Origin of the sequence: Paenibacillus caui, assembly GCF_019904135.1 — a bacterium.
Lineage (GTDB): Bacteria > Bacillota > Bacilli > Paenibacillales > Paenibacillaceae > Fontibacillus > Fontibacillus caui.
Map to the genome: position 1 here is coordinate 245,958 of NZ_JAIOGQ010000002.1, position 21,080 is coordinate 267,037.

The following is a 21,080-nucleotide window of genomic DNA, read 5'->3' on the forward strand; positions in this document are numbered from 1 at the left end:
AGGTAAATTAAGCCTTATCCTATAGAATGAGGTGGTGTGGTTAATCTCATGTATTTGTCTCCCCATTTGTATCACCGGATTGTGCGCCCGCGATGGTTCACCAATAAATATATTCATGAGCACATCAAAAAGCTCACATCACTCGAGAACAGAAGTGTTCTTGATTTTGGCTGCGGTACAGGGGCAAACTGTACACTATGCGATGCGGATCGTTATTATGGCCTTGATCCGGATGCCCAAAGAATACAATTTGCCAGACGGCTGCATCCGAAGCATATCTTTATGGTGTTTGACGAGGAGCGTATTCCGATACCGGATCAGTTCATCGATCTCATCTTGGTCATCGCAGTGCTTCACCATATCCCGAACGAGCAAATTACCGCATATTTGCAAGAGTTCCGCAGAGTGCTAAAGCCCGGAGGAAAGATGATTATCATTGAGCCGTATTTAAGTCCGCGGCACAAATTCAACAACTGGTTTATGAACCGGTATGACGACGGTGAGTTTATTCGCAGCGAGGATGATTACTTGCAGCTGTTCCAAGGGCAGCAGTTCGAGCACAATGTGATCAAAAAATTCAGAAAATGCTTCTTCTACAACGAAATTTTGTTTACCGCCGCACCGGAGGGAAGTCAGCTGCAAGACATGCAGGCGAAACTGCCTCTGTCTAACCTAAGAGCCAACACTGTACGTTAAATCAACGTATGGAAAAAAGGGGCGTCCCGTAAGTTATCAAAACTTACTTGGGACAGCCCCTCTTCATTATGTTCCGCTATATTTTTTGAACATTCTGTTCGCTGCGCCGGAGCGTAAACCCGCCCCGAAATCTTGGCATCCCGTATACTCCATTCGCGGCCGTACAAGCGACGACATGACGGCTTGTTCTTAGCGGATCGGCAAATTTCTGACGGGCTTTGTTCGTCTGAAGCTGTTCGACTGACACATTTTTGTGCGACAACGCTTCTTCAAACTCCTTCTGCGCCGCCTGCTTCGCTTTAAACAGCATCATCTGCACCCGGCTGTATACGTTGATCGCTCCATCCCCCGTCGTTTCGATCGGCAGAAAGATGGCGTCGGGGTATCTTTCGGTAATCAAGGATTGTACGCCATCGGAAACGCCGGAAGACGGCATGCATCCGAATGGCTTGACAGAGATCGTCATGTTCACTTTCCGCTTGACGACGTTCAAAATCAGCTTGCCTACCTCCATATGCCCTTCTCCGCCACGTACCTGGTTATTATAGTGATCACGGGAAACACGGGCGATCTCTTCCATATCCGGCAGGTGGTAATGATAGAGCCCCATGGTTTTGGCATACGTTTGGAACATGACGCGAACGGCGCGATCCGCAAGCCACAGCATGCTCAGACGCGTGTAAGGCTTCTTCCCTTTCAGACCGTATTTTCCGGAATCGGCTTCACGGAGACCGACTCGCTTCAAAGTATCGTAGCGCCCCGCCCAAATGAGGAACAGGATCCAGGCCGTCATCGATTGCACTTCCACCTCGGCTCCCTCGCTCTCCAAGAAGCGCTGCAGCTGATAGTTCCCGTCCCCCTCGGTCGTCATCGCCCAAAACTCGCCGATAATACTGACCTTCGGTTTGACCCGGGTGCGGTCCACCTGAACGGTTTGCAGTTCCCTCCGGCATTTGATGAGCACCGGTCTGAGCCGTTTGCGCTCGCTCAAGGCTTCATAAATATACCGCTTGCAGCGTTCCAGGGCGGCGTCTGTCGCACCGGCCTCCACCTCATAGGGACGGATGCGATAAGCCAGCGCGTTCAGAATATCTCCCAAAAGCACGGCTTTCATGAAGCTGAAGAAAAACGCAGTATCCAGCTTCAGCGCCGATTCGCCGCCGGTTGCCTGTTTCAGCCCGTCCGTCTGCTGGAACAGCAGCACCCGAAAACCGTCAAATCCCGCGTCGCGCAGAGCCTTCCGGTACTCCGTAACATAGGTGCCGAAGCGGCAAGGGCCGCAGGAACCGCTGGTAACGAACAGATAGTTGCTGACAATCTCTTCTTTTGTTTTACCTTCGACATCCCGAAGGTGGTGCAAATACTTGATTAAATTGCCGACCGTGAAGTACGTTGGGTTGCACTGGCCCCGATTGCCGAATTCCTTGCCGTAACGCAGCGACTCGTTATCCGGGCAATCCATATGCTGCACCCGATAGCCGAGTCCTTTCAGGGCTCCCTCCACCAGGTAATCGTGAGCCATGGTGAGCCCTCCGAACAGAAGCGTCGTGGTGGATTTGTCCTTGGCCAAAAACTGGCGCGGAACGGGATCAAACCAATGATTATTGTTCTCTTGATCCAGGCCTAACAATTTTTCCTGTTCCTTTTGATACTCCGACAGGATGTCCTCAATCGAGGAAGGGACTGCGGGTTTTATCTTTCTTTTGGCAACATTCATAGCCAGGTTCACTCCTTTGATTGGTTTTGTCTTTAGATCGCTCCAGCCTGATTGTCTTGCTTTATACTTAGCAGCTCCGCGCGTTTCTGCTCCAGACGCTGCTGCAGCTCCGCCTTTTTGCGGGCCAGATCCTGCAGACGCTCCTCATGTAGCCCCAGGCTGTGGGCATAAGTCTTGACCCGGATTTTGATCGAACCGCTCGGCTTGTTGGCGTCGATCTCATGCAGCGCCGAGTATGGGGTCCCTGCGGTACTGATCATCGAATCGATCAACCCGTAAGTCGGTGCGTCATGCCCGCATTTGAAGCTGGACAAGTCCAGCACCGCCACATGGGGATGGCGCGCGGCAAACTTGGCCGCCCACACTTTTTGCACGCTGTTGGAGCTGAAATTTTCCGGCCACACATCGCTGACTTCGAGCGCATACTGGACTCGTCCGCTCTTTAGATCCTCGCTGAAAAAGCGGCGGAGCCAGGCCTCATCTTTCGGAATCGAACGCATCGACAGAATGGGATAGCCGAGCACTTGGAACTCTTCGAGCACGCCGTGATTCATCCCTGGATCGGAATGGTAAGGACGCCCAATCATCAAAATGGCGAGGCGGTTCTCCTGTTCTACCTGCTCCAGAATTGAACGTCCTTTCTCTTGCATTTCCGCATCGAACAGCTCCAGCGCCTTCCAGGCTTGGTCGACGGCAAAATCACTTTCATCCTCGGTGATCTGCAAATGTTCCGCAAACGCCTCATAAAGCTGCTTCTTCATGAAATTCGGTTCGATGAACGTCACCGCCGGATCCAGATACGTGATTCCGCGCGTCTCAAAGAAATCCACTTCCTTCGTAAAAGCGGCTTTGATTACATTCGGTGCGCCGGCCACAATCGGGCAACTGGTCGAATCCATCACATTGTTCAGATGGGTCGGAATATGGGTGATGCACGGGAAGAAAATGTAATCCAGCTCTTTTTTCTCATGGTGCTTGAACAGCAGGTTATGAACATGAGCCTGGGCTACCTTCGATGGGTAACAAGGGTCGATCGAGCCGTATTTCCCGCCCTCCTGCCACATTTCCTCGCTCGTGTTATCACTGAACACGATGTTTCGCACGCCTATGCCGATCGTCTCGAAATACGTCCGCCAAAATGGCGCCGTAGACCAGATGTTTAGCACCCGGGGAATCCCGATACGGATTTTGGAGCGCCGCTCCATCGCTTCGGCGGAAGAGCGCGCAAACGGGCGCTCGCCGGATTTGGCGCGCCAGCCGCCCAGCTTAAGCAGACCGCGTTTCGGCCGGGCATCGTCCTTCGGCAGCTCCGGTTCCGGAAGCGGCTCCGCATCGTAGAAATGCTGAAACATCCGGCGAGCTTCGTACTCGACGAGATTGGGGTAATGCTTTTTCAGTTCCTGCCGCTCCTTCGTCAACTTGGCGACTGCATCCTGATCCTCCACCGTCCCCTTTTCGCAGGAGAAACCGGAAATGTAGCGGGCGGTTTGACCATCCGGCGTCTCGGAGTCGATAAAGGTCCGGCTGCAGTGGTTGGGACAAAAATTGCAGCGGGTCGATTCATCGTTGCGGCTCGAATACCGCAGATGGATCGCGGTGTCCAGTCCCAAAAAGGTGGAATACCCCCGCCGCTTTACTACCCGCAACGTTTCCATAGCCGCGCCGATCGCCCCCGCTTCTCCAGGATGCGGATGGACGTAAACTTCGGCATCAGGGACCCGCTGCTTGATGTAATCGACCTGGGCCTTGACCGCAGCCAGATTGTATTGGGTTCCACCCTGCAGAACGAACTTGCGGCCAAGTTCAGCCATGCGCGGAATCTGCACAACGTATTGCCATACGTTCTTCGGCAGAACGAGTGCCAGTCCGGCGAGCAGTTCCTCTTTGGAATACCCCTCCTTCTGAAAATTCACCCGATCCGCATCGAGGAACACCGCGCAGCCATAAGAAAATTTAGGGCTTAAGGAGGCGTTGAAAGCTGTTTCCGCATACTCCTGAACCGGAATGCCGAACTGATCCGCCATCGCCTGAAGCAGCATTCCATTCCCGGCGGAACATTGATTGGACAGCTTGAAGTTGCGGATATCCCTGTTTTTCAGGAACAGCACTTTGATGTCCTGCCCCCCGATGTCACAGATGACATCGATATCGCCGAACTGGTGAACAGCGCTCATCATATGGGCAACGGTCTCAACAATGTTGACGTCCGCCTTTAACGTTTTTTCCAAAACATCCGCTGCATATCCTGTAGCGCCAAAGCCGATTATCTCCAATTCGGCTCCTTGCTCCTTCACCCTGTCCCGGATCCGCAGCAGCATTTCTTTCGTATCTTCAAGCGGGTTTCCCTTGGAAAGCTGGTATTCTTTAAGCAGGATCTTTCCTTGATCATCCACCAGCACAGCCTTGGACGAAGTGGAACCTCCGTCAAGACCGATAACAGCTCTCACCTTTTGCCCCGGAACGAAAGTTGTCTCCTCGAAGCGGGGAATACTGTAATTCCGGCGAAATTGTTCCATTTCATTATCAGTATTAACCAGTGGCGGGCCAGCCTTCTCGCCCAGTTTCGCTTTGCGTCCATGGGCAATAAATTCCTTCAGGCCCTCCAGTCCCAGGTATTTACCGACATCGGCCGGTTCATAAAGCCCGTACAGGACCGCGCCATATGCAGCATAATACTGCGAATTATCCGGCACAAAAATCAATTCCTGGGTGGGCTTGTCTTTCGGATAATCGTACCCCCGTTCCATCCAGGTTTGCGGTATCCGCTGCCGCCAGCATTCCTGAAGGAAAGGCAAGTACGTGTTCGGTCCGCCGAGCAGCAGCACGCGGTGCCGAAGTGTATTCCCGCGGGTGAGAACGGAAAGATTCTGCATCACGATGGCATCCGCCAGCGAGCACATGATTTCCGGTGAAGGGATTCCGCTTTTTACGAGATTGACGATATCCGTTTCGGCAAATACTCCGCACTTTGCCGCAACATGATGCAATTTCGAATCGTCAAAGTGGAGCTTGCCCACTTCTTCCATAGGCATACCGACTTTGATCATGCACTTGTCGATCGTGGCGCCGGTGCCTGATGCACATTTGTCATTCATGGATGTGATCGCTTGCTTGTTTCCCGTTTCCTCGTTCTCTTTATAGATGATGATCTTTGCATCCTGTCCTCCGAGCTCGATCACGCTCCCGACATCGGGATGCAGCTGCTCCACTGCCATGGTAACAGCGTTTACTTCTTGTACAAATTTTGCTCCGATATGCGGGGCAATGGGACCGCTGCCGGAACCTGTCGCAAAGATGCGAATATTTTCTTGTTTAACATCCGGAAATTCGTTTCCAATCGCCACCAGCAGCTCCAGAACCTTTTCCGCCTGCTTCGTATGATGGCGTTGATAATCCGACCAAAGGATTTGCTTGTTGTCCGGATTTACCACCGTAGCCTTGACGGTCGTGGAGCCTACATCCATGCCGATGATTAGAGAATCCCATTCTTGGATTTTCGTCATATCACTACCCCTTAGCTGAATTCAATTCCTCCATAGTTTATTCAAAAAATGTGATTTTTATCATGTTTTGTTTTTTTTCATGCGTTGGGGGCAAAATAGCCTGCAGCAAATAAACGCATTTGAAGGGAAGATCAAATCCATTGCTTTGGATCATTGCGGCTTTCTCGTTATTGATTATCCAGATTATTTCCATTCTCATCATTAAATATCGGCGCCCGGACAAAGCCGTAGCCTGGCTTATCATCCTGTTCATGTTTCCGCTCGTCGGCTTCATCCCGTACTGCTTTATAGCGAGAAAGTATAACGGCCGCATTCTTGGACGGAATTCGGATCCGTTCAAGGCGGAACTTTGGGATCGATCCAGCCGGCGCATACCGGAACATAGGCTTAATGATACGGTTTCGGAGAAAATGTATACTTTATTCCATAACAAATTGACCGCTCCCATCACCGCTTGCCATGAAACGACAGTATATACCGAAGGAGAAGAAGCCATAGAAGCGATTCTCGAATCGATTGAGGCGGCCAAGCATCACGTCCATATTGAGTTCTACATTTTCCGCGATGACGATCTCGGTTCAAGGCTTGGCCGGTTGTTGATCCGGAAAGCACAGGAAGGGGTTAAAGTGCGGTTATTATATGACGGGGTTGGCAGCCGCAGCCTGGGAAAAACTTTTATCAAACAATTGCGGCAAGCCGGCGTGGAAATCGGATGCTTTTCCCCCCTGATCAGCTCTTTTTTCAAAAAACGGCTCTACTACCGCAATCATCGGAAAATCGTAGTTGTCGACGGTACAATCGGATTTTTCGGCGGTTTGAATATCGGAGATGAATACTTGGGAAAAGATCCCACGTACGGATATTGGCGGGACACTCATTACAGCATGAAAGGCGATTCGGTACTGTGGATTCAATATACCTTTTTAACGGACTGGTATACGGTTAAAGGAAAATGGGTTACCGGTCCGGCTTATTATCCGGTTTCGGACCATCAAGGCGGAGAATGGGCTCAGATTGTGAAAAGCGGCCCCGATGAACCGATTCATGAGCTTATCTTCAGCTTTATCGTTTCGGCGAAGAAGCGGCTTTATATCGAAACTCCTTATTTCGTCCCCGATCCCGGCATCCTGCTGGCTATAAAAACGGCTGTCTTGAGCGGTGTGGATGTTCGTATCATCATTCCCGGCACCCCGGACAAGAAACTGGTTTATAACTGTACTTTGTCCTATGTCCAGGAAATGCTGGAGGCGGGGGTACGGTTTTATTGCTATCAAAAGGGGTTTCTTCATGCGAAAGTACTGATTTCTGATGACTTGGCATGCTCTGGCAGCACAAACATGGATATGCGGAGCTTTAGTGACCAATTTGAGTTAAACGCCGTCTTTTTCGACCGGAAGATCGTAGATCGACTGGTGCAGGATTTTTTCACCGATCTCGGTGCAAGTCAAGAAATTCAGCTATCCGAATTCGAAAAGCGGCCAACCCTGCAAAAAATGAGAGAAATTTTCTCCCGGCTGCTCTCGCCGTTGTTTTAGAGATCCTTTTTTTTGAAACTTCGCTTGCTAAGTTTATTGACACCCATTATAATGTTAGCATGCAAAGAGAATAGGGGGATAGATATGGACTTGTTTGATAGTCCGGGATTTCTGGTGAATAAACTCGCCCATCTCATGGCCGTCGATCTGGAAAAACGATTGAAAGCCTATGGCGTTACAGGCTCTCAGTGGGCTATACTTGCTCTTCTCTGGGAACAAGAAGGTCTTTCTCAAGTGGAGATTCAGCAGCTGTTGGATAATGAAGGGGCTACAGTGACGGGAATTTTGCAGCGCATGGATCGTGCCGGCTTAATCAAACGGGAAGCGGATCCACATGACCGCAGAGTCCAGCGTGTCTACTTGACGGATGCCGGCAAATCGTTAAAGGACAGCTTGATTCCCGAAGCAGAGGCAGTCAACAGTAAAGCTCTTCGCGGATTTACCGATGATGAAACGGCTTTTTTTATTCGGCTGATCAGGCGAACGCTACAAAATTTTTAATTTTTTTTCGATTTATAGTTAGCATGCAAATAAAAAAGCGGAGGGTGACATTGAAGTGAAATTTTGGACATTTTTATTTCGGCTGCTCTACATGATCGGTACGGCTGCTTTCTTTGGAAGCATTTTAAGCATTATTTATTTGGCAAGAACGAATGACTTCACGAACGATTGGAGTCGGGTCTATCTCATGCGCACACAAATGATTGGCATTCTGAATCACATTACGATTCCAGGTATTGCGGTCATGTTTATCTCAGGCATTCTGATGTACGTTGGGAGAAAGGCGCTCCTCCGTCAAGCCGCATTCAGGTGGAAACTTGTTTTCTCCATCCTCTTCTTGCTTAACACCTTTTTCGTCTTAATGTCGTATTTGAAACATTTGGGCGATCTGGCGAATGCGGCGATGACTTCATCGAAAGCAGCTGATCGTTTTTTGGCTCAGCATCCGTATGAAGACCTGAGCGGGATGATTAATCTTGTCCTTTTTTTCATTATCGTTTTTCTTGATTATAAATTATCCCGTCAAACTGAAGCTTCAAAATCATACTGATTAATGCGGCTTCCCCCGGCCGTATTAATCCGAATGGATCGGCAGCCACCTCTAGCCAAGCTGATTTTCCTGAGCTCTCCGCCACTTGATATGCCGGAGGTTCTTCAAAGTCGAAATCCGTTAACTCAATCCTCTTTATTGAAGATTCTTAACTCCCAGCCATGGTCCTCCGCATAAATGTAGTGTACGATTGTACCCGGATTACAGGCAATTATCGAGTCGTCAATATCGATAGCTGGCGCTAAATTCGCTCATTCGGACACCTCTTTGTTATAAAGACACAACATTTTCGATTAATTTCAAACCGACTTCGCCGCGCAAAGTAACGATCGATTCCGGATGAAATTGCACCGCGGCTATTGGCAATGTTTTATGCTCAACTCCCATGACGATCCCGTCTTCTGAAACTGCGCTGACATCCAAACAGCTTGGCAGTTCTTTTGCGTACAAAGAGTGGTATCGGCCAACATGAAATTGCTCAGGCAATCCATCCCAAATCGGGCTGAGCCCGCTTGTCTTTACTAGTGAGGACTTGCCGTGCTGAGGATAATCCAATATATCCAGACTCCCGCCAAAGTATTCAACAATGCCTTGCAGTCCGAGACACACGCCAAAAATAGGAATTTGCTTTTCTATACAAAGCGCAATGGTATCGTTTAATGCAAACTGCGACGGTCGACCGGGACCGGGTGAAAGCACGACCATATCGAACTTCTCATCTTTTAAAATATCCCGAGCATACGGTGCGCGCAAGGTCATGACGGACGCTCCAGTTTGCTTAAAATAATTGGACAACGTATGGACAAAAGAGTCCTCATGGTCAACAAGCAATATTTGCTTGCCCTGCCCCATGTTCGAGCGAGCCTTTTGCGTCTTGTCCTTCTCCGGTCTATTGGATTCACGCACGGCTTGAACCAGAGCGGCCGCTTTCGTGAGGGTTTCCTGCTCCTCATCCTCAGGCACTGAATCGTAAAGCAGCGTTGCGCCTACACGAATTTGTGCCACACCGTCCTTGATTTTGATGGTACGCAGCGTCAGACCCGTATTCAAATCACCATTGAAAGAGAAGTAGCCGACAGCCCCGCCATACCAGCTCCTTGGAGAAGTCTCATGTTCTTCAATCCAACGAATGGCTGCGCGCTTGGGCGCACCTGTAATAGTCACTGCCCACATGTGCGTCATAAATGCATCCAACCCGTCAAATTCAGGACGCAAAGTCCCCTCCACATGATCGACGGTATGAATAAGATGGGAGTACATTTCAATTTGTCTTCTTCCAATCACTTTAACGGAACCAGGCTCGCAAATACGTGATTTGTCGTTTCGATCCACATCGGTACACATGGTCAGTTCGGACTCATCTTTTGCGGAATTTAACAGCTGTCTAATCTGATCCGAATCTTCAATCGCGTTTTTCCCCCGCTTGATCGTTCCCGATATCGGACATGTTTCCACCCGGTTGCCTTCCACTCTGACGTACATCTCGGGGGATGAGCCCACTAGAAATTCTTCTCCCAAATTGATAATAAACCCGTATGGGCTGGGGTTAATGCTTTGCAATCGGGAAAAAACATGCGATGGCAGGCTGGAGCATGTCTCGTAAAGCGTATGAGAGGGAACGACTTCAAATAAATCGCCCACTTTAAAAGACTGAATGGCTTCGCGAACTAAGTTTGCATATTGCCCTTTAGCAAGGCCATCTGCGGGAACTTGCCCGTTTAACTTCGGCCGCCGGAACTCGCCGCTTCTCTCAAGACCGTGCGTTCGATCTCCATCAAACTTGAAATCGTAAGATAGGCGATAGGCGGACTTCATATGATGGTCAACGACAATGATTTCGTCAGGAAAATAGAGGATCACGTCAGATTCCCCGGTATTTCTATGGTGCTTCAGCTCCATAGGTTCAAACTGAAATACCAAATCATATCCAAATGCGCCATAGAGCCCTAGAAATGAATCATCGGGAGAATAAAAAAGCTCTTTAATCGCACGAATAACAGAAAAAATGGAGGGCTGCTTCGTTCTCTCCTCTTCGTTAAAGAATTTCCCGCTGCTTTTAATGTTTCCTGAAATTATATTGTGAGAAAATTTTAGATTTTCAATTTCAATGGTATGTTTCAATTTGAGGAATATGGGCTTTAATAATACATGACCTCTGGAATTCTCCGCTGCAATTTGGAAGCTGCTTCCACTCGCTTTGAGCTCCAATGCTGGATTTTTAAATCCGATATCCCAACGGGAATAACGTCCAGGATATTCATAACCGCTGGAAAACAGCGCACCCTTTTGGCAATCAATTTCGTTCAGGATGCCTTCATTTGCCGCTGCTGCATCGACGTGCTCCATACTTCGGGTAACTTCAATATTTTCCTTGGTGGTATAAACGGTTTGATGGGGTAAAGAAATGTAGGATGACAAAATGCTCACTGGGTCATTACCTCCTCTAAATTTTAGAGGAGAACAGGGGTAACTGTGAAAAGCGTTTTTTGTATGAAAAATGGAATACCTTCCACAACTCTCAACTAGTCTCATCTCAGCTCAGGCTCACCTGTTCTCATCTCAACTGTTTAAAGCATACTTGATCGCTGCTGTATTTTCAATATCATTCATAGCTTTATCTAAACCTGGTCGCAGGTTGACCTAAGCAGCGATTCAGTCCTTAAGTTTCAAAATTCTTTAACGATGATTTCATCAATTTTCCGCGCGATTATGCCAGCACCTTTGTTGATATTGCCGATAAGATGAGCATGTATCTTATGTTTAGCATAGACCGATGATTGCATGATCACTCCGGGATCGCTTCCCATCACATAGTATTTGAAAATTTGATCTTTTTGCATGGAAATCCACACGCCGTACCCGTAAAAATGATCGTCTGTTTCTTTTATGTGAGGAGTCAGTAAGATATCCGTGTATTTTTTAGATAACAATTGATTGTTTAGTAACGCATCCCAAAATTTCATTAAATCATGAACCGTAGTATATGCTCCCCCATCTGGCCCGCCCTTAATAGGAAGCGAGTACACATTGGTTCTCCAGCCTGCTTCATGATCTATATATCCAAGTGCTGTTCGCTCCGGCAGTTGATCCATTCTAAAATACCCTGAATCCAACATCCCGCACCTTTGAAAGATATTCTGCTCAACATACGTTGTAAAATCCAATCCTGTCAACTGTTCCACAACCATACCTAACAGTATGAATCCCGAATTACAATAAGCGAACTTTTCCCCAGGAGTAAATTTCATAGGTTTGTTCTGAAACATCGGCAAAAAGTCTTTCGGGGATTGAATGGTGTACATAGGTAACGTTTTCCACAATTCTTCAAAATCACTCATCGTTTCTTCGTCGAAATAATCCGGTATTCCGGAACTATGGGTTAACAGATGGTGTATCGTAATGTTCGGGTCGAAATCAGGGAATGGAATATCCAGACACTCACTCAAATAAGAATCAAAAGTTAAAACCCCATCCTGGACAAGTTGACAAATAGCAACCGCGGTAAAAATCTTACAACCTGAGGCGATCCCGAGTCTTGTATTCACCGAGTTGTGAATTCGCTCGCTCCGATTGGCATAGCCAAAACTTTCTTCAAAAATTTTCAATTCATTTTGTTGAACTAGAACCGCTCCTGAAAAAGGCGAATTTTCATTGTGTTGTTTAATCATTTCTTCAATTTTACGAGAGAGACTCATTTTCTCCTCCTATCCGTGCGTTCAAAGATTTATTGTTTCTTTCCTACTGCTATCCTACTTCACTTTCGTTTCCAGAAATAAGTAAAAAATAGTTTAAAACAAATTCGCCCGAAATTCCTCTTTTATTTCATCTTCCGGATCCCAAATCGACCATGCGGCTTCTAAAAGGTTCCCTTGGTTATCTCTGAAATAAAAATACTTCGCTTCCCCATTTCCGAGCGTTTTCAAGTTTCCCACTTCAACTCCATGAGCATTTAAGTAACTATGAGTAAATTCAATATCCGGACAATTCAAAGCCATGATGGGAAAGGGGCTTCCATTTCGGGCTATTTCCAATCTATTGCTGTCTTCAGTCTCAATAAGGAGTAATGCTATAGAATTCTTGTGGGGATGATGTAACACCGCCAAGTAAGATCCACGATCTTCAAACTTGTCCATCAATTTAAAATCCAGGTTATGCATATACCATTCTATAGATTCATCAATATTTGATGTCGGTACGTAAACATAACCTACACGTGTAAACGCAAACTCTGTGCTCACAAATAATCACTCCCCTTGTTTGATTTTAACTTGTTCTCACTTCTTTCTTTCGTTCTTTATCATTGATTTCAATATACTCTTCCAACTCCTTCTCAATTTGCTTATTTATTTCTTCCATTTCAACAGAATCAGTCATATCATTTTCAAGTTCTTCTTCAATTTCTTCATTGGACATATTAAAATCATGTTGCTCTTCAATTTCCAACTTCTCTTTAATTCTCTGAAGATCATCATAAATTTTCTTGTTTCTAATGTGCGTACTTAATACTAAACCAAATATTACAGAAATCAGTACAATTCCACCTAACGGCCCAAGGAATATTGATAGAGCGATTGCTGCAATTATTCCAATAATTGTACCTATAATGGTCATTGTAAAATCCTTTCTTATTTTGCTGTGAAATTCGAAAGTGTTCTTATAGCGGGGAAATTCCGCTAACTTTTTGTTATTTCATAAACCCTCGCCGACTTAAGGCCAGGCGGACCCGATGCACTTAGTCTTGCTGGGTTGTGGTTGTCCGCTGATGCCTCTTCCGAATCACCTCTTGCCGACCAAGAGATAGTGTTAGCCGGCCCGCCGCGAATGCGGGATTATATGATGGGGATGCCATTCTAAAGCCGCTTAAATCCAGCTTCATGCCAATAAACAGAGTTTCTTTCCCGTTCACACTGCTGTAAAACTCTACGTCTCTTGCAAAGCCATCCCGTTCATACACTTTGATTGCTCTTTTATTAAACTCGGCTACTACGAGTCGAAATTTATTAGATTGCAGGCTTTCTCTCAAATATTCAATTCCTTGATTTAAAATAGGTGAATCCCATTTTTTTACCCGTTAAATCCGGTTTTAGGCCCAGACCGATATCAATATAATCCTGTTCTTTGTAGAATCCGGCTTTTGTTCCACCAGGAACGCGAGCGGACTCACCGTGGCATATAAATCCAACTAAATTTTCTTCCGCATCATATGTAGAAATGTACTCACCGTTCATCAATTCAGATAGCTCATCGTCCTCACCGGAAAAATTATTTATAGAATACGCATCATCATATTTCCATGTAATTATTTCATTCGCATCAACCAAAGTCATTGGGTGATATGAGTATTTCATATTGTCGCCCCCCTTTTCATATAGCTTCTTTGTTTTATGTCTGAATTAGGTCAGTTTTAAGGACACTCATATATATTCGATTTACGTATTGTCCATTTTTAAAGACCTCATCGCGCAGTATGCCATCGTGATGAAAACCTGCTTTCTCGTAACAACGAATGGCTCTCAAATTATCTGAATCAACGGTAAGATACACTTTGTGCAGATTTAAACGGTTGAACGCAAACTGAACAAGGATTCCAATAACCTCCGTACCATAACCCTTCCCCCATGCTGATTTTTCTCCAATCCATAATCCTAATTCAGCATTTCGATTCCAAGGATCAATTTTAAATAATTGCGCGTTCCCTATTGGTTCAGCAGCTTCATTTAGAATTGTATGATAAACACTTTTTTCATTGGATTCGGCATACTTCCGTGTCCGCTCCCTGATGGTGCTAGGAGTTAACGGCATTCCGTTCCCCGCTGTTAAAGTTGAATTTACTTCGGGATCTGAAAGCCATTTATAACGAAGTTCCCAATCTTCTTCTACCACAGGCCGTAAATACTACTCGTTTACCCATTAACATTTCATCGCCTCATTTTTATTCCATATGTTTGAAATTCTTATCTTCCCTACTATTTAAGGGTTTGATACCACTTTGAACTACTTCTGTTATTCGGGATTTATAATGATATGTATAATAGTAATGTACATCGGGCTCATCTTTGAATTCCACTTTAATGACTCTTACTTCTCTATTGTCTGTTAGTGATTTAATTATTCCGATATAGAGTGAAATTCCTGCAATTAGTATGAATAGACCAGCAGTCAGTGTGGTAATTTTTTTTTCATGAAGGTTTCACGACCTTTTTTCTTGTACCTGCGCAGCGATCATTCTTCAGTATTTAATACCTTATCTACCCACATATAGCATCTCTCTAAATCATCATCGCTTATGAAGTCTGATCGATGCTCAAACTTTCGCATATTTCTTGATTAATTGTCTCGAGCTAAAAAACGGATCCACCTTCTCCTGTAAATACAGTCGGCCAGTATCCAAACATAATTTAATTTTTCTATACTTATTTAACAGTTCTTCTAACAGGTCTGTTTGGTAAATATACTTATTCAATGCATCAAATTCTAAAACAGGGATAAAGTTATGCTCATCACTCTTAAGGGATAGCCATTGAAATAAATACTCGCTATGCTCTAAAAATTCATTAACAGAGAAATTACTTTCATAAACGTACTCTTTGCGATCCGCGAAACGCCACTTGCTCCAATCAACCCGATCATCTAATATTACTGGCTTGGGGTAATGAAATAAAACATACTTTGGTTTCGCACTAGCTAAATAATTCAACTCTTGTTGTATTCATTCAAAAGCATTTTCTCTCACCGTTTTATCCTTGGAAAGGAACAGCGCATCTCTCAAGCTGGAAAGGCCGGCTCGCAGCGGAAAATGAATTCCAATTTCAAAAGGACGAGCCTTTGATTCCTTGATCAGATTAAATATATTCTCTTCTTTATTAAAAAGGCATGCTTCAATTCCAAAAAAAGGACTCCTTAAAATCTCGTCTGTATTTCTTGTAATCAAATGTTCCATATTGTCCAATCATAAAATTTTTCATCATCTTACTGAACTCGCTTTCTCAAAATGTCTTAAATAAATTTCGGTTGTCCTATCCAAACTTCTGTACTGTATTTTACTGTTATTACTCCACTTGTTGCCATATCATTAAATCGTTGTTGATGTGCTTTCTGAAATGTCGCAAACCATTCATCGCTCACATCAGGGGATTCCATGCCAGACACAACCGCTCCCCAATATTCATCCCATGTCTCGCTTTGTTCTTGTTTAAACAAATATCTGCTTGGTATGGAGTCTCCATAAAAATATTGAACTGGCTCCTTATGCCTAGTCGCAGCTAATCGTTTATTATATTGTTCAATGTTACATACACGCATGGTGTCTCGCAAAAAATTACAATCATCATAATAAGAGAAAATTGCTAACATCCCATTCGGTTTAAGTATTCTTTTAAATTCTATTATACTTGCCGGTTGAAATCTATGATATGCATTTGCAGCTACAATTAAATCAATCGATTGATCAGGAAGTTTTGTGTTCTCAGCTGCTCCATCTATGTATTCAATATCCTGTCGTTCCCCAATTAAATCATGTGCAACATTACGCATTGCAAGTTCAGGCTCTATCGCAAATACCTTCCCTACATTACCAACAAAGTGCTCAGTCAAAAGTCCGGTTCCTGCTCCAATATCGGCAACCAACCCTTGACTTACATTCGCTGTCTCAATGACAAACCTGCTTGCTGCTGTTGAATAAGGCAATCGATACTTAGCATATTGCAAGGCTTTATCACGCGTCATTTTATTCATAGATTTGGCTCCTTTGACTGGGAGTAATAGTATTGCTTTAAGCTTTAGTCAGTATTAAATTAATTTTCTCGAACAAACCAAGGACTCTTAGATTGCTGTGTGAATTTGATATACGAAGCTCTTGAATTTTTACCATTATTATATCCCAGAAAACCCCAATATTAATTTAATACATTTTCTCTGTTTTCTATTAATCTTAATACCATCTTTCATATCAATAACAAGCACTTTATAACCAATCCAAACCCTTAAGTAAATTGATTCCAATTTAAACGGTTTTATGATTCCTTTGAATTCAGCTTCAGTACCATCTGGGTTTTCAATCTCGGTTCTAATTAACCACCTATTTCCATAACCAACCTCAATATACTTCTTCAAATTGTTTCCTTCTCCTTATAGCTAATATTTCTGCAAACTGCATTATTAAACTTCGATTTCTAATGCGCCTTGTTCTCGGGAGTTCGCTGAGTACGCTTAATCATTCTTTGTTTAATCTTCACCACTGCCTCTTGTTCCCGCCTGCACTTCTGTAACTAGGGAAAGGGTTATGGGCGGCGAAAAAAGCTCCTTTACAGCTAGATGCTTCAACTGTACTTGGCCATCATTTCCCCAAGCATCCGTTGGATGCATTCCACCAGCTCAGGCGGATTTATAACCGTGGGCTGACGAGATTTCCGTTTCAAAAGGCATATACAAATAGTGGCGCAAGGCATGGCTTGCAAAAAAGATTGCCACCGCCTCTTCCTCCGTAAATGCGATTGGCGGGAGCATTCTTTCGTTCAATACCTGATAGCCCCTGTGCGGGCCGACCTCCGAATAAAGCGGAACGCCCAAGTCGCTCAACTCCTGCAGGTCTCTTAAAATGGTTCTCGTCGATACGTCAAACTCCCGGGCGAGTTCCTTGACCGTAAACCGGCGTTTTCGGTTGACCGCCATCATTAACTCCATGAGCCGTTTTGATTTGGACATCAGACAAACCTCTATTATTTTTTTTTGTGATATTGACAATACTTGTCACTATTATAAGCTACAATCTAAATCAAGCCCAGCCGCTTATAACGGCCGCACCCAAAACACGAAATGGAGTGAACCCGCCCATGCAACCTGTCAAGGAACTGAAACAACTGCTGCTGGAGGAATTGGAACATATCGTTAGGACATCGGTGAACCTGATCCGAAAAATAAAACCAGAGGACCTGGACTTCAGACCCCGGGAAAATATGAGGTCGCTGAAGGAGCTCGTTCTCCATCTGGTATCGGTTCCCGCTGTCGATCTGCTGATTCTTCAGGAGAAAAGAGAGCCGGACATCCGCAACCTGGAAAATGAAATTGCAGCAGGCACGGATCAGGAAAAGTGGGTCCGCTGGATGACTTCAGGCTTAAATGATGTGAAGAAGTATATGGAGGAACTGCCGGATGAACCATTTCTGCACAAAATGACGAAGCCCTTTTATTTGGACCATGGTTCCGTTCAGGCCAAATCATGCCGCCGGTTCGGCTTTTTCAACAGCTTCGCGATTATTCGCCGTCTTGAATCTGAATCCGTCTGTTTGGAGGTGATTGACGTTTCGGCACTTCCAGCTTCAGCACTCCATCCTTCAACGAGGCGCGAATGCCATGTTCATCAATATCTATATGAGGCTTGAAGAGATTTAAAGGCGAATTTCGTCAGTTCGTATCAAACTCGCCCCCATTATCCCTCTGCGGAATGAAAAAGACGTTCTCCACATCAACGGCGGATAAAGGCTTGCTGTAATAGTAGCCTTGTATTTCCCTGCAATCCGTATCTGTAACCACATCAAGCTGTTCCTTCGTTTCGATTCCTTCCGCGATCACTTCCATATCCAGATGCCGGGCCATAGAAATGATCGTCGATACAATCGCCTTATCGCTATCGCTATTTACAATGTCGCGGATAAAAGAACGGTCGATTTTCAGCTTGTGAATCGGGAGCTGCTTCAAATAGCTTAAAGAGCTGTAGCCTGTCCCGAAGTCATCCAGGCTGATCCGGATTCCGAGCTTCGTCAAGTGCTGGAGAATGGAGATGGATGCGGAAGGATCCATCATCATGCTTTCCGTGATTTCAAGTTCCAGATATTTCGGATCGAGTCCGGTCTCAGTCAGAATATCGGAAATAAGGCCGGCAAGATTGTGCTGATGAAATTGCTGGGAAGACAAATTTACAGAAACGGGAATCAAGGGACCCCCGGCCTTATGCCACCTCTTCATCTGGCTGCAAGCTTCGCGCAGAACCCAGTTGCCAAGCTCAATGATCACTCCCAGTTCTTCAGCGACCGGAATGAACTGCGCAGGGCTAATAATCCCTTTGACAGGGTGATTCCACCGCACCAGAGCCTCAACGCCGATCATTACATGATCTTCGGCCCGGATTTGTGGCTGATAGTAGAGCAGAAACTGCTGGTTCTGCAGCGCCTTTCTTAGATCGGATTCAAGCTCGACCTTCTCCTGAAGCTGTTCATCCAGCTGGCTGGAGAAAAACTGATACCCGTTCTTTCCGTTCTTCTTGACCTCATACATTGCCGCATCCGCGTGCTTCAACAGTTTGACCGAATCTTCTCCGTGATCGGGATACATGGCGATTCCCACGCTTGCCGTAACAAAGAAGTTATTATCCTTCAGGCGGAAAGGCCTGTGAATATTCCTGATCAGACGTTCTGCGAGCTCAGCCGCTTCCTTCTCGTTACAATTATTATAGAGCACCGTAATCTCATCTCCGCCAATCCGCGCCAGACTGACCGGATAATCACGGGTAAACTGCCGAATACGCTCACTCATTTCTCTAAGAAACAAATCGCCGTAAATATGGCCCAGTGAATCGTTAATCATTTTGAACCTGTCCATATCCATGATCATAATGGCGAATCGGCGGCCGGTGCTGCCGTGAGACTGGATCATTTCTTCGAGCTGTTGGTTAAATTTCCGCCGATTATCAAGTCCCGTCAGCTCATCGTGAAAGGCAAGGTAGTGAATTTGTTCCTTGGCCTGCATTTCGGCGGTAATATCCCGGATAATGATATAATGCCCGATCAATTTCCCCTCGACTTCAAGCGGAACGGTCATCAGATGAATATCCAAGTTTTTTCCGGTATGCAGCTTGATTCTGGTTTCATAGCTTTTTCTTTCCATGCTTAAGTGTTCAAAAATGCTGCTGATGTTATTAAAATCGTCTGTCTCCGCTACAAGCGAGTGAAGCTGCCGGTGGTAGAACAAAGTCCTGTTCACTTCAAATATCAGGGCCGCTGCCCCGTTGATGCCGATAATTCGCTGCTTAAGATCCACCGTGATAATCCCGTCCTGATTGTTTTCATAAAGCGATCTGAACATTTTTTCGTTCTCCAGCAATTTGGACTGCTGGCGTTCAAACCTTCTTGAGATGAACATGCTGAACAGAGACAGAGTCAGTGTAGCTATCGTTACGGCGATAATGAGATAGGCGAGCCATCTTTGCTGAAGAACGATTCCGGAAGAAAAATTTTCAGAGCTTGCATAAAAGCTGGCTCCCCACATTCCGGTATAATGCATGCCGGCAATCGCTGCGCCCATCACGAAACCGCTGCCCAGCTTTTTCCATCCCATCCGCTTTGCATCTTCTTTTTTGAAATAGAAAGACAGGGCCAGCGCCGCCAGCGCCGCAACGACTGCAATGATAACAGAAAGAAACACCAATCGATAATCATATGTAATACCTACGAGCATGGCAGACATGCCTATGTAGTGCATGGCGATAACTCCCAGAGCCAGAAGGAGACCCCCTCCAAGCCATTGCCAAAACGTCATCCGCTCTCTCCCTACAATATGCATAGCCACAGCCGATGCAGCGATTGCCGCAAACATGGAGATTAAGATTTCCGTCAAATCGTATTCAACTTCCATCGGCAGGGAAAAGGCCAGCATCCCTACAAAATGCATGGACCATATTCCAAGGCCCATTGCCAAAGCGCCGAACAACAGCCACAGGCTTCGCAACCAGCCCCGGGTGTGGCTTAACCGGTCTACCAAATTCAGAACTGTGTAGGATGCCATGACGGCTACGCCATACGAAAATAAGACTAGCTCTATATCAAAAGAGCCATGCATGTGCTCCATAAATACCCTTCTTTCTGTCAGCTCATCTGCCAGTACCTGCAAAACTTTCAAACAGCAAAAAAATCCCGGCTCCATAACTGCTTACCAGGATTTTCAAGAAAATGACGTTTCTATCCCCAGTTGTCCTTAGTCTAAGAGATTTAAGAAGGTTTTTTGAGACTCCCACGACTAAAGTCGCAAGCCCTACACCTTACGGTGTGACGGGTGGGATTCTTGAATGACTAATCGTTCGCAGTCCTTTTCTGTTTTGAACAGCCTTCAAGATGAGGGCATCTCATTGCCCCTCCTAAGACAGTGCATATAGCATCTTAGGCTGATTGACTGTTACCATCAATCATAGGTGCATATCGAATATTCATAGCACCGACTAAATCTCTATGTTTTTCGAATCCGCATTTACACTTATATTTTCTATCTTGTGCCTTGTTCTTTTCTGAACACTTCGGACATGTTTGACTTGTGTACGCAGGATTCACATATTCAACTTTAATACCTTCCAAATTCGCTTTGTATTCAATGAATTGAGATAGGCGATAGAATGGCCAAGTATGCAAATTCTTTTCGTTTTTACGGCTCGTTCTTGCCGTCTGTCTAATATTCGCTAATTGTTCTAGGCGAATGACAGAAATCTTATTTTCTTTAGCAAAATTGACGATTGCACGACTCACTTTGTGGTCTTGGTCTTTCATATATCGTTGTTCCTTGTCATCGAGATTGCGAATAGCCTTCAATTTCTT

General features: G+C 45.5%; 19 protein-coding genes and 1 pseudogene. 4 read left to right on the forward strand and 16 right to left on the reverse strand.

The features are described from left to right. Window positions 1-36: 36 nt before the first annotated feature. Window positions 37-696 (forward strand): class I SAM-dependent methyltransferase, encoded by a 660-nt coding sequence (locus tag K7397_RS02330; RefSeq protein ID WP_223066328.1) that lies wholly within the window; start codon window positions 37-39, stop codon window positions 694-696. Between the two features lie 76 nt (window positions 697-772). Here K7397_RS02330 and K7397_RS02335 read toward each other — a convergent pair whose 3' ends face one another. Together K7397_RS02335 and K7397_RS02340 are read right to left on the reverse strand one after the other, a co-directional pair. Next, the gene (locus K7397_RS02335; RefSeq protein WP_223066329.1) at window positions 773-2,413 is read right to left on the reverse strand and encodes a 2-hydroxyglutaryl-CoA dehydratase; all 1,641 of its coding nucleotides are present in this window, start codon (window positions 2,411-2,413) and stop codon (window positions 773-775) included. A 32-nt stretch (window positions 2,414-2,445) separates the two neighbouring features. Then, on the reverse strand, window positions 2,446-5,916 hold the full coding sequence (locus tag K7397_RS02340) for a BadF/BadG/BcrA/BcrD ATPase family protein (RefSeq protein ID WP_223066330.1): 3,471 nt from the start codon (window positions 5,914-5,916) through the stop codon (window positions 2,446-2,448). A gap of 140 nt (window positions 5,917-6,056) precedes the next feature. On the opposite strand from K7397_RS02340, the gene cls reads away from it, so the two are divergent. From cls to K7397_RS02355, 3 genes are all read left to right on the forward strand, one after another. Then, window positions 6,057-7,451 (forward strand): cardiolipin synthase, encoded by a 1,395-nt coding sequence (cls, locus tag K7397_RS02345; RefSeq protein WP_223066331.1) that lies wholly within the window; start codon window positions 6,057-6,059, stop codon window positions 7,449-7,451. 84 nt (window positions 7,452-7,535) lie between these two features. Further along, window positions 7,536-7,952, forward strand: coding sequence for a MarR family winged helix-turn-helix transcriptional regulator (locus K7397_RS02350; RefSeq protein WP_223066332.1), 417 nt, complete (start codon window positions 7,536-7,538; stop codon window positions 7,950-7,952). Between the two features lie 55 nt (window positions 7,953-8,007). Then, window positions 8,008-8,502 carry a hypothetical protein gene (locus K7397_RS02355; protein WP_223066333.1) on the forward strand — a complete coding sequence of 165 codons (495 nt, stop codon included), beginning with the start codon at window positions 8,008-8,010 and terminating at the stop codon, window positions 8,500-8,502. Between the two features lie 270 nt (window positions 8,503-8,772). Here K7397_RS02355 and K7397_RS02360 read toward each other — a convergent pair whose 3' ends face one another. The 14 genes and pseudogenes from K7397_RS02360 to K7397_RS02420 all read right to left on the reverse strand — a co-directional run. Beyond that, window positions 8,773-10,929 (reverse strand): anthranilate synthase component I, encoded by a 2,157-nt coding sequence (locus tag K7397_RS02360; RefSeq protein ID WP_337926659.1) that lies wholly within the window; start codon window positions 10,927-10,929, stop codon window positions 8,773-8,775. Window positions 10,930-11,168: 239 nt separating this feature from the next. Then, entirely contained in the window at window positions 11,169-12,197 is a 1,029-nt protein-coding gene (locus K7397_RS02365; RefSeq protein ID WP_223066335.1) for a serine hydrolase domain-containing protein, read from the reverse strand. Window positions 12,198-12,290: 93 nt separating this feature from the next. Next, window positions 12,291-12,740 carry a VOC family protein gene (locus K7397_RS02370; protein WP_223066336.1) on the reverse strand — a complete coding sequence of 150 codons (450 nt, stop codon included), beginning with the start codon at window positions 12,738-12,740 and terminating at the stop codon, window positions 12,291-12,293. 25 nt (window positions 12,741-12,765) lie between these two features. Further along, window positions 12,766-13,113, reverse strand: a complete 348-nt coding sequence (locus tag K7397_RS02375; RefSeq protein WP_223066337.1) for a hypothetical protein — start codon at window positions 13,111-13,113, stop codon at window positions 12,766-12,768. Between the two features lie 416 nt (window positions 13,114-13,529). Then, the gene (locus K7397_RS02380) at window positions 13,530-13,850 is read right to left on the reverse strand and encodes a hypothetical protein (protein ID WP_223066338.1); all 321 of its coding nucleotides are present in this window, start codon (window positions 13,848-13,850) and stop codon (window positions 13,530-13,532) included. A gap of 34 nt (window positions 13,851-13,884) precedes the next feature. Next, window positions 13,885-14,385, reverse strand: coding sequence for a GNAT family N-acetyltransferase (locus K7397_RS02385; RefSeq protein ID WP_337926660.1), 501 nt, complete (start codon window positions 14,383-14,385; stop codon window positions 13,885-13,887). A gap of 421 nt (window positions 14,386-14,806) precedes the next feature. Then, complete coding sequence (locus K7397_RS21965) at window positions 14,807-15,199, reverse strand: hypothetical protein (RefSeq protein ID WP_337926661.1); 393 nt, start codon at window positions 15,197-15,199, stop codon at window positions 14,807-14,809. Window positions 15,200-15,211: 12 nt separating this feature from the next. Further along, a complete protein-coding gene (locus K7397_RS21970; RefSeq protein ID WP_337926662.1) occupies window positions 15,212-15,442 on the reverse strand; it encodes a hypothetical protein in 231 nt (76 codons plus the stop codon). 56 nt (window positions 15,443-15,498) lie between these two features. Next, window positions 15,499-16,236 (reverse strand): class I SAM-dependent methyltransferase, encoded by a 738-nt coding sequence (locus tag K7397_RS02395; RefSeq protein ID WP_223066339.1) that lies wholly within the window; start codon window positions 16,234-16,236, stop codon window positions 15,499-15,501. Between the two features lie 138 nt (window positions 16,237-16,374). After that, window positions 16,375-16,614: a DUF3977 family protein gene (locus K7397_RS02400; RefSeq protein WP_223066340.1), complete on the reverse strand. Its 240-nt coding sequence runs from the start codon at window positions 16,612-16,614 to the stop codon at window positions 16,375-16,377. 282 nt (window positions 16,615-16,896) lie between these two features. Beyond that, a pseudogene (locus K7397_RS02405) lies at window positions 16,897-17,205 on the reverse strand (helix-turn-helix transcriptional regulator); the annotation flags it as partial. A gap of 549 nt (window positions 17,206-17,754) precedes the next feature. Beyond that, a complete protein-coding gene (locus K7397_RS02410; protein WP_337926664.1) occupies window positions 17,755-17,826 on the reverse strand; it encodes a hypothetical protein in 72 nt (23 codons plus the stop codon). 78 nt (window positions 17,827-17,904) lie between these two features. Continuing rightward, a complete protein-coding gene (locus K7397_RS02415) occupies window positions 17,905-20,343 on the reverse strand; it encodes an EAL domain-containing protein (protein WP_223066341.1) in 2,439 nt (812 codons plus the stop codon). Between the two features lie 308 nt (window positions 20,344-20,651). Beyond that, a partial coding sequence (locus K7397_RS02420; RefSeq protein WP_223066342.1) for an RNA-guided endonuclease TnpB family protein occupies window positions 20,652-21,080 on the reverse strand: 429 nt, incomplete at its 5' end.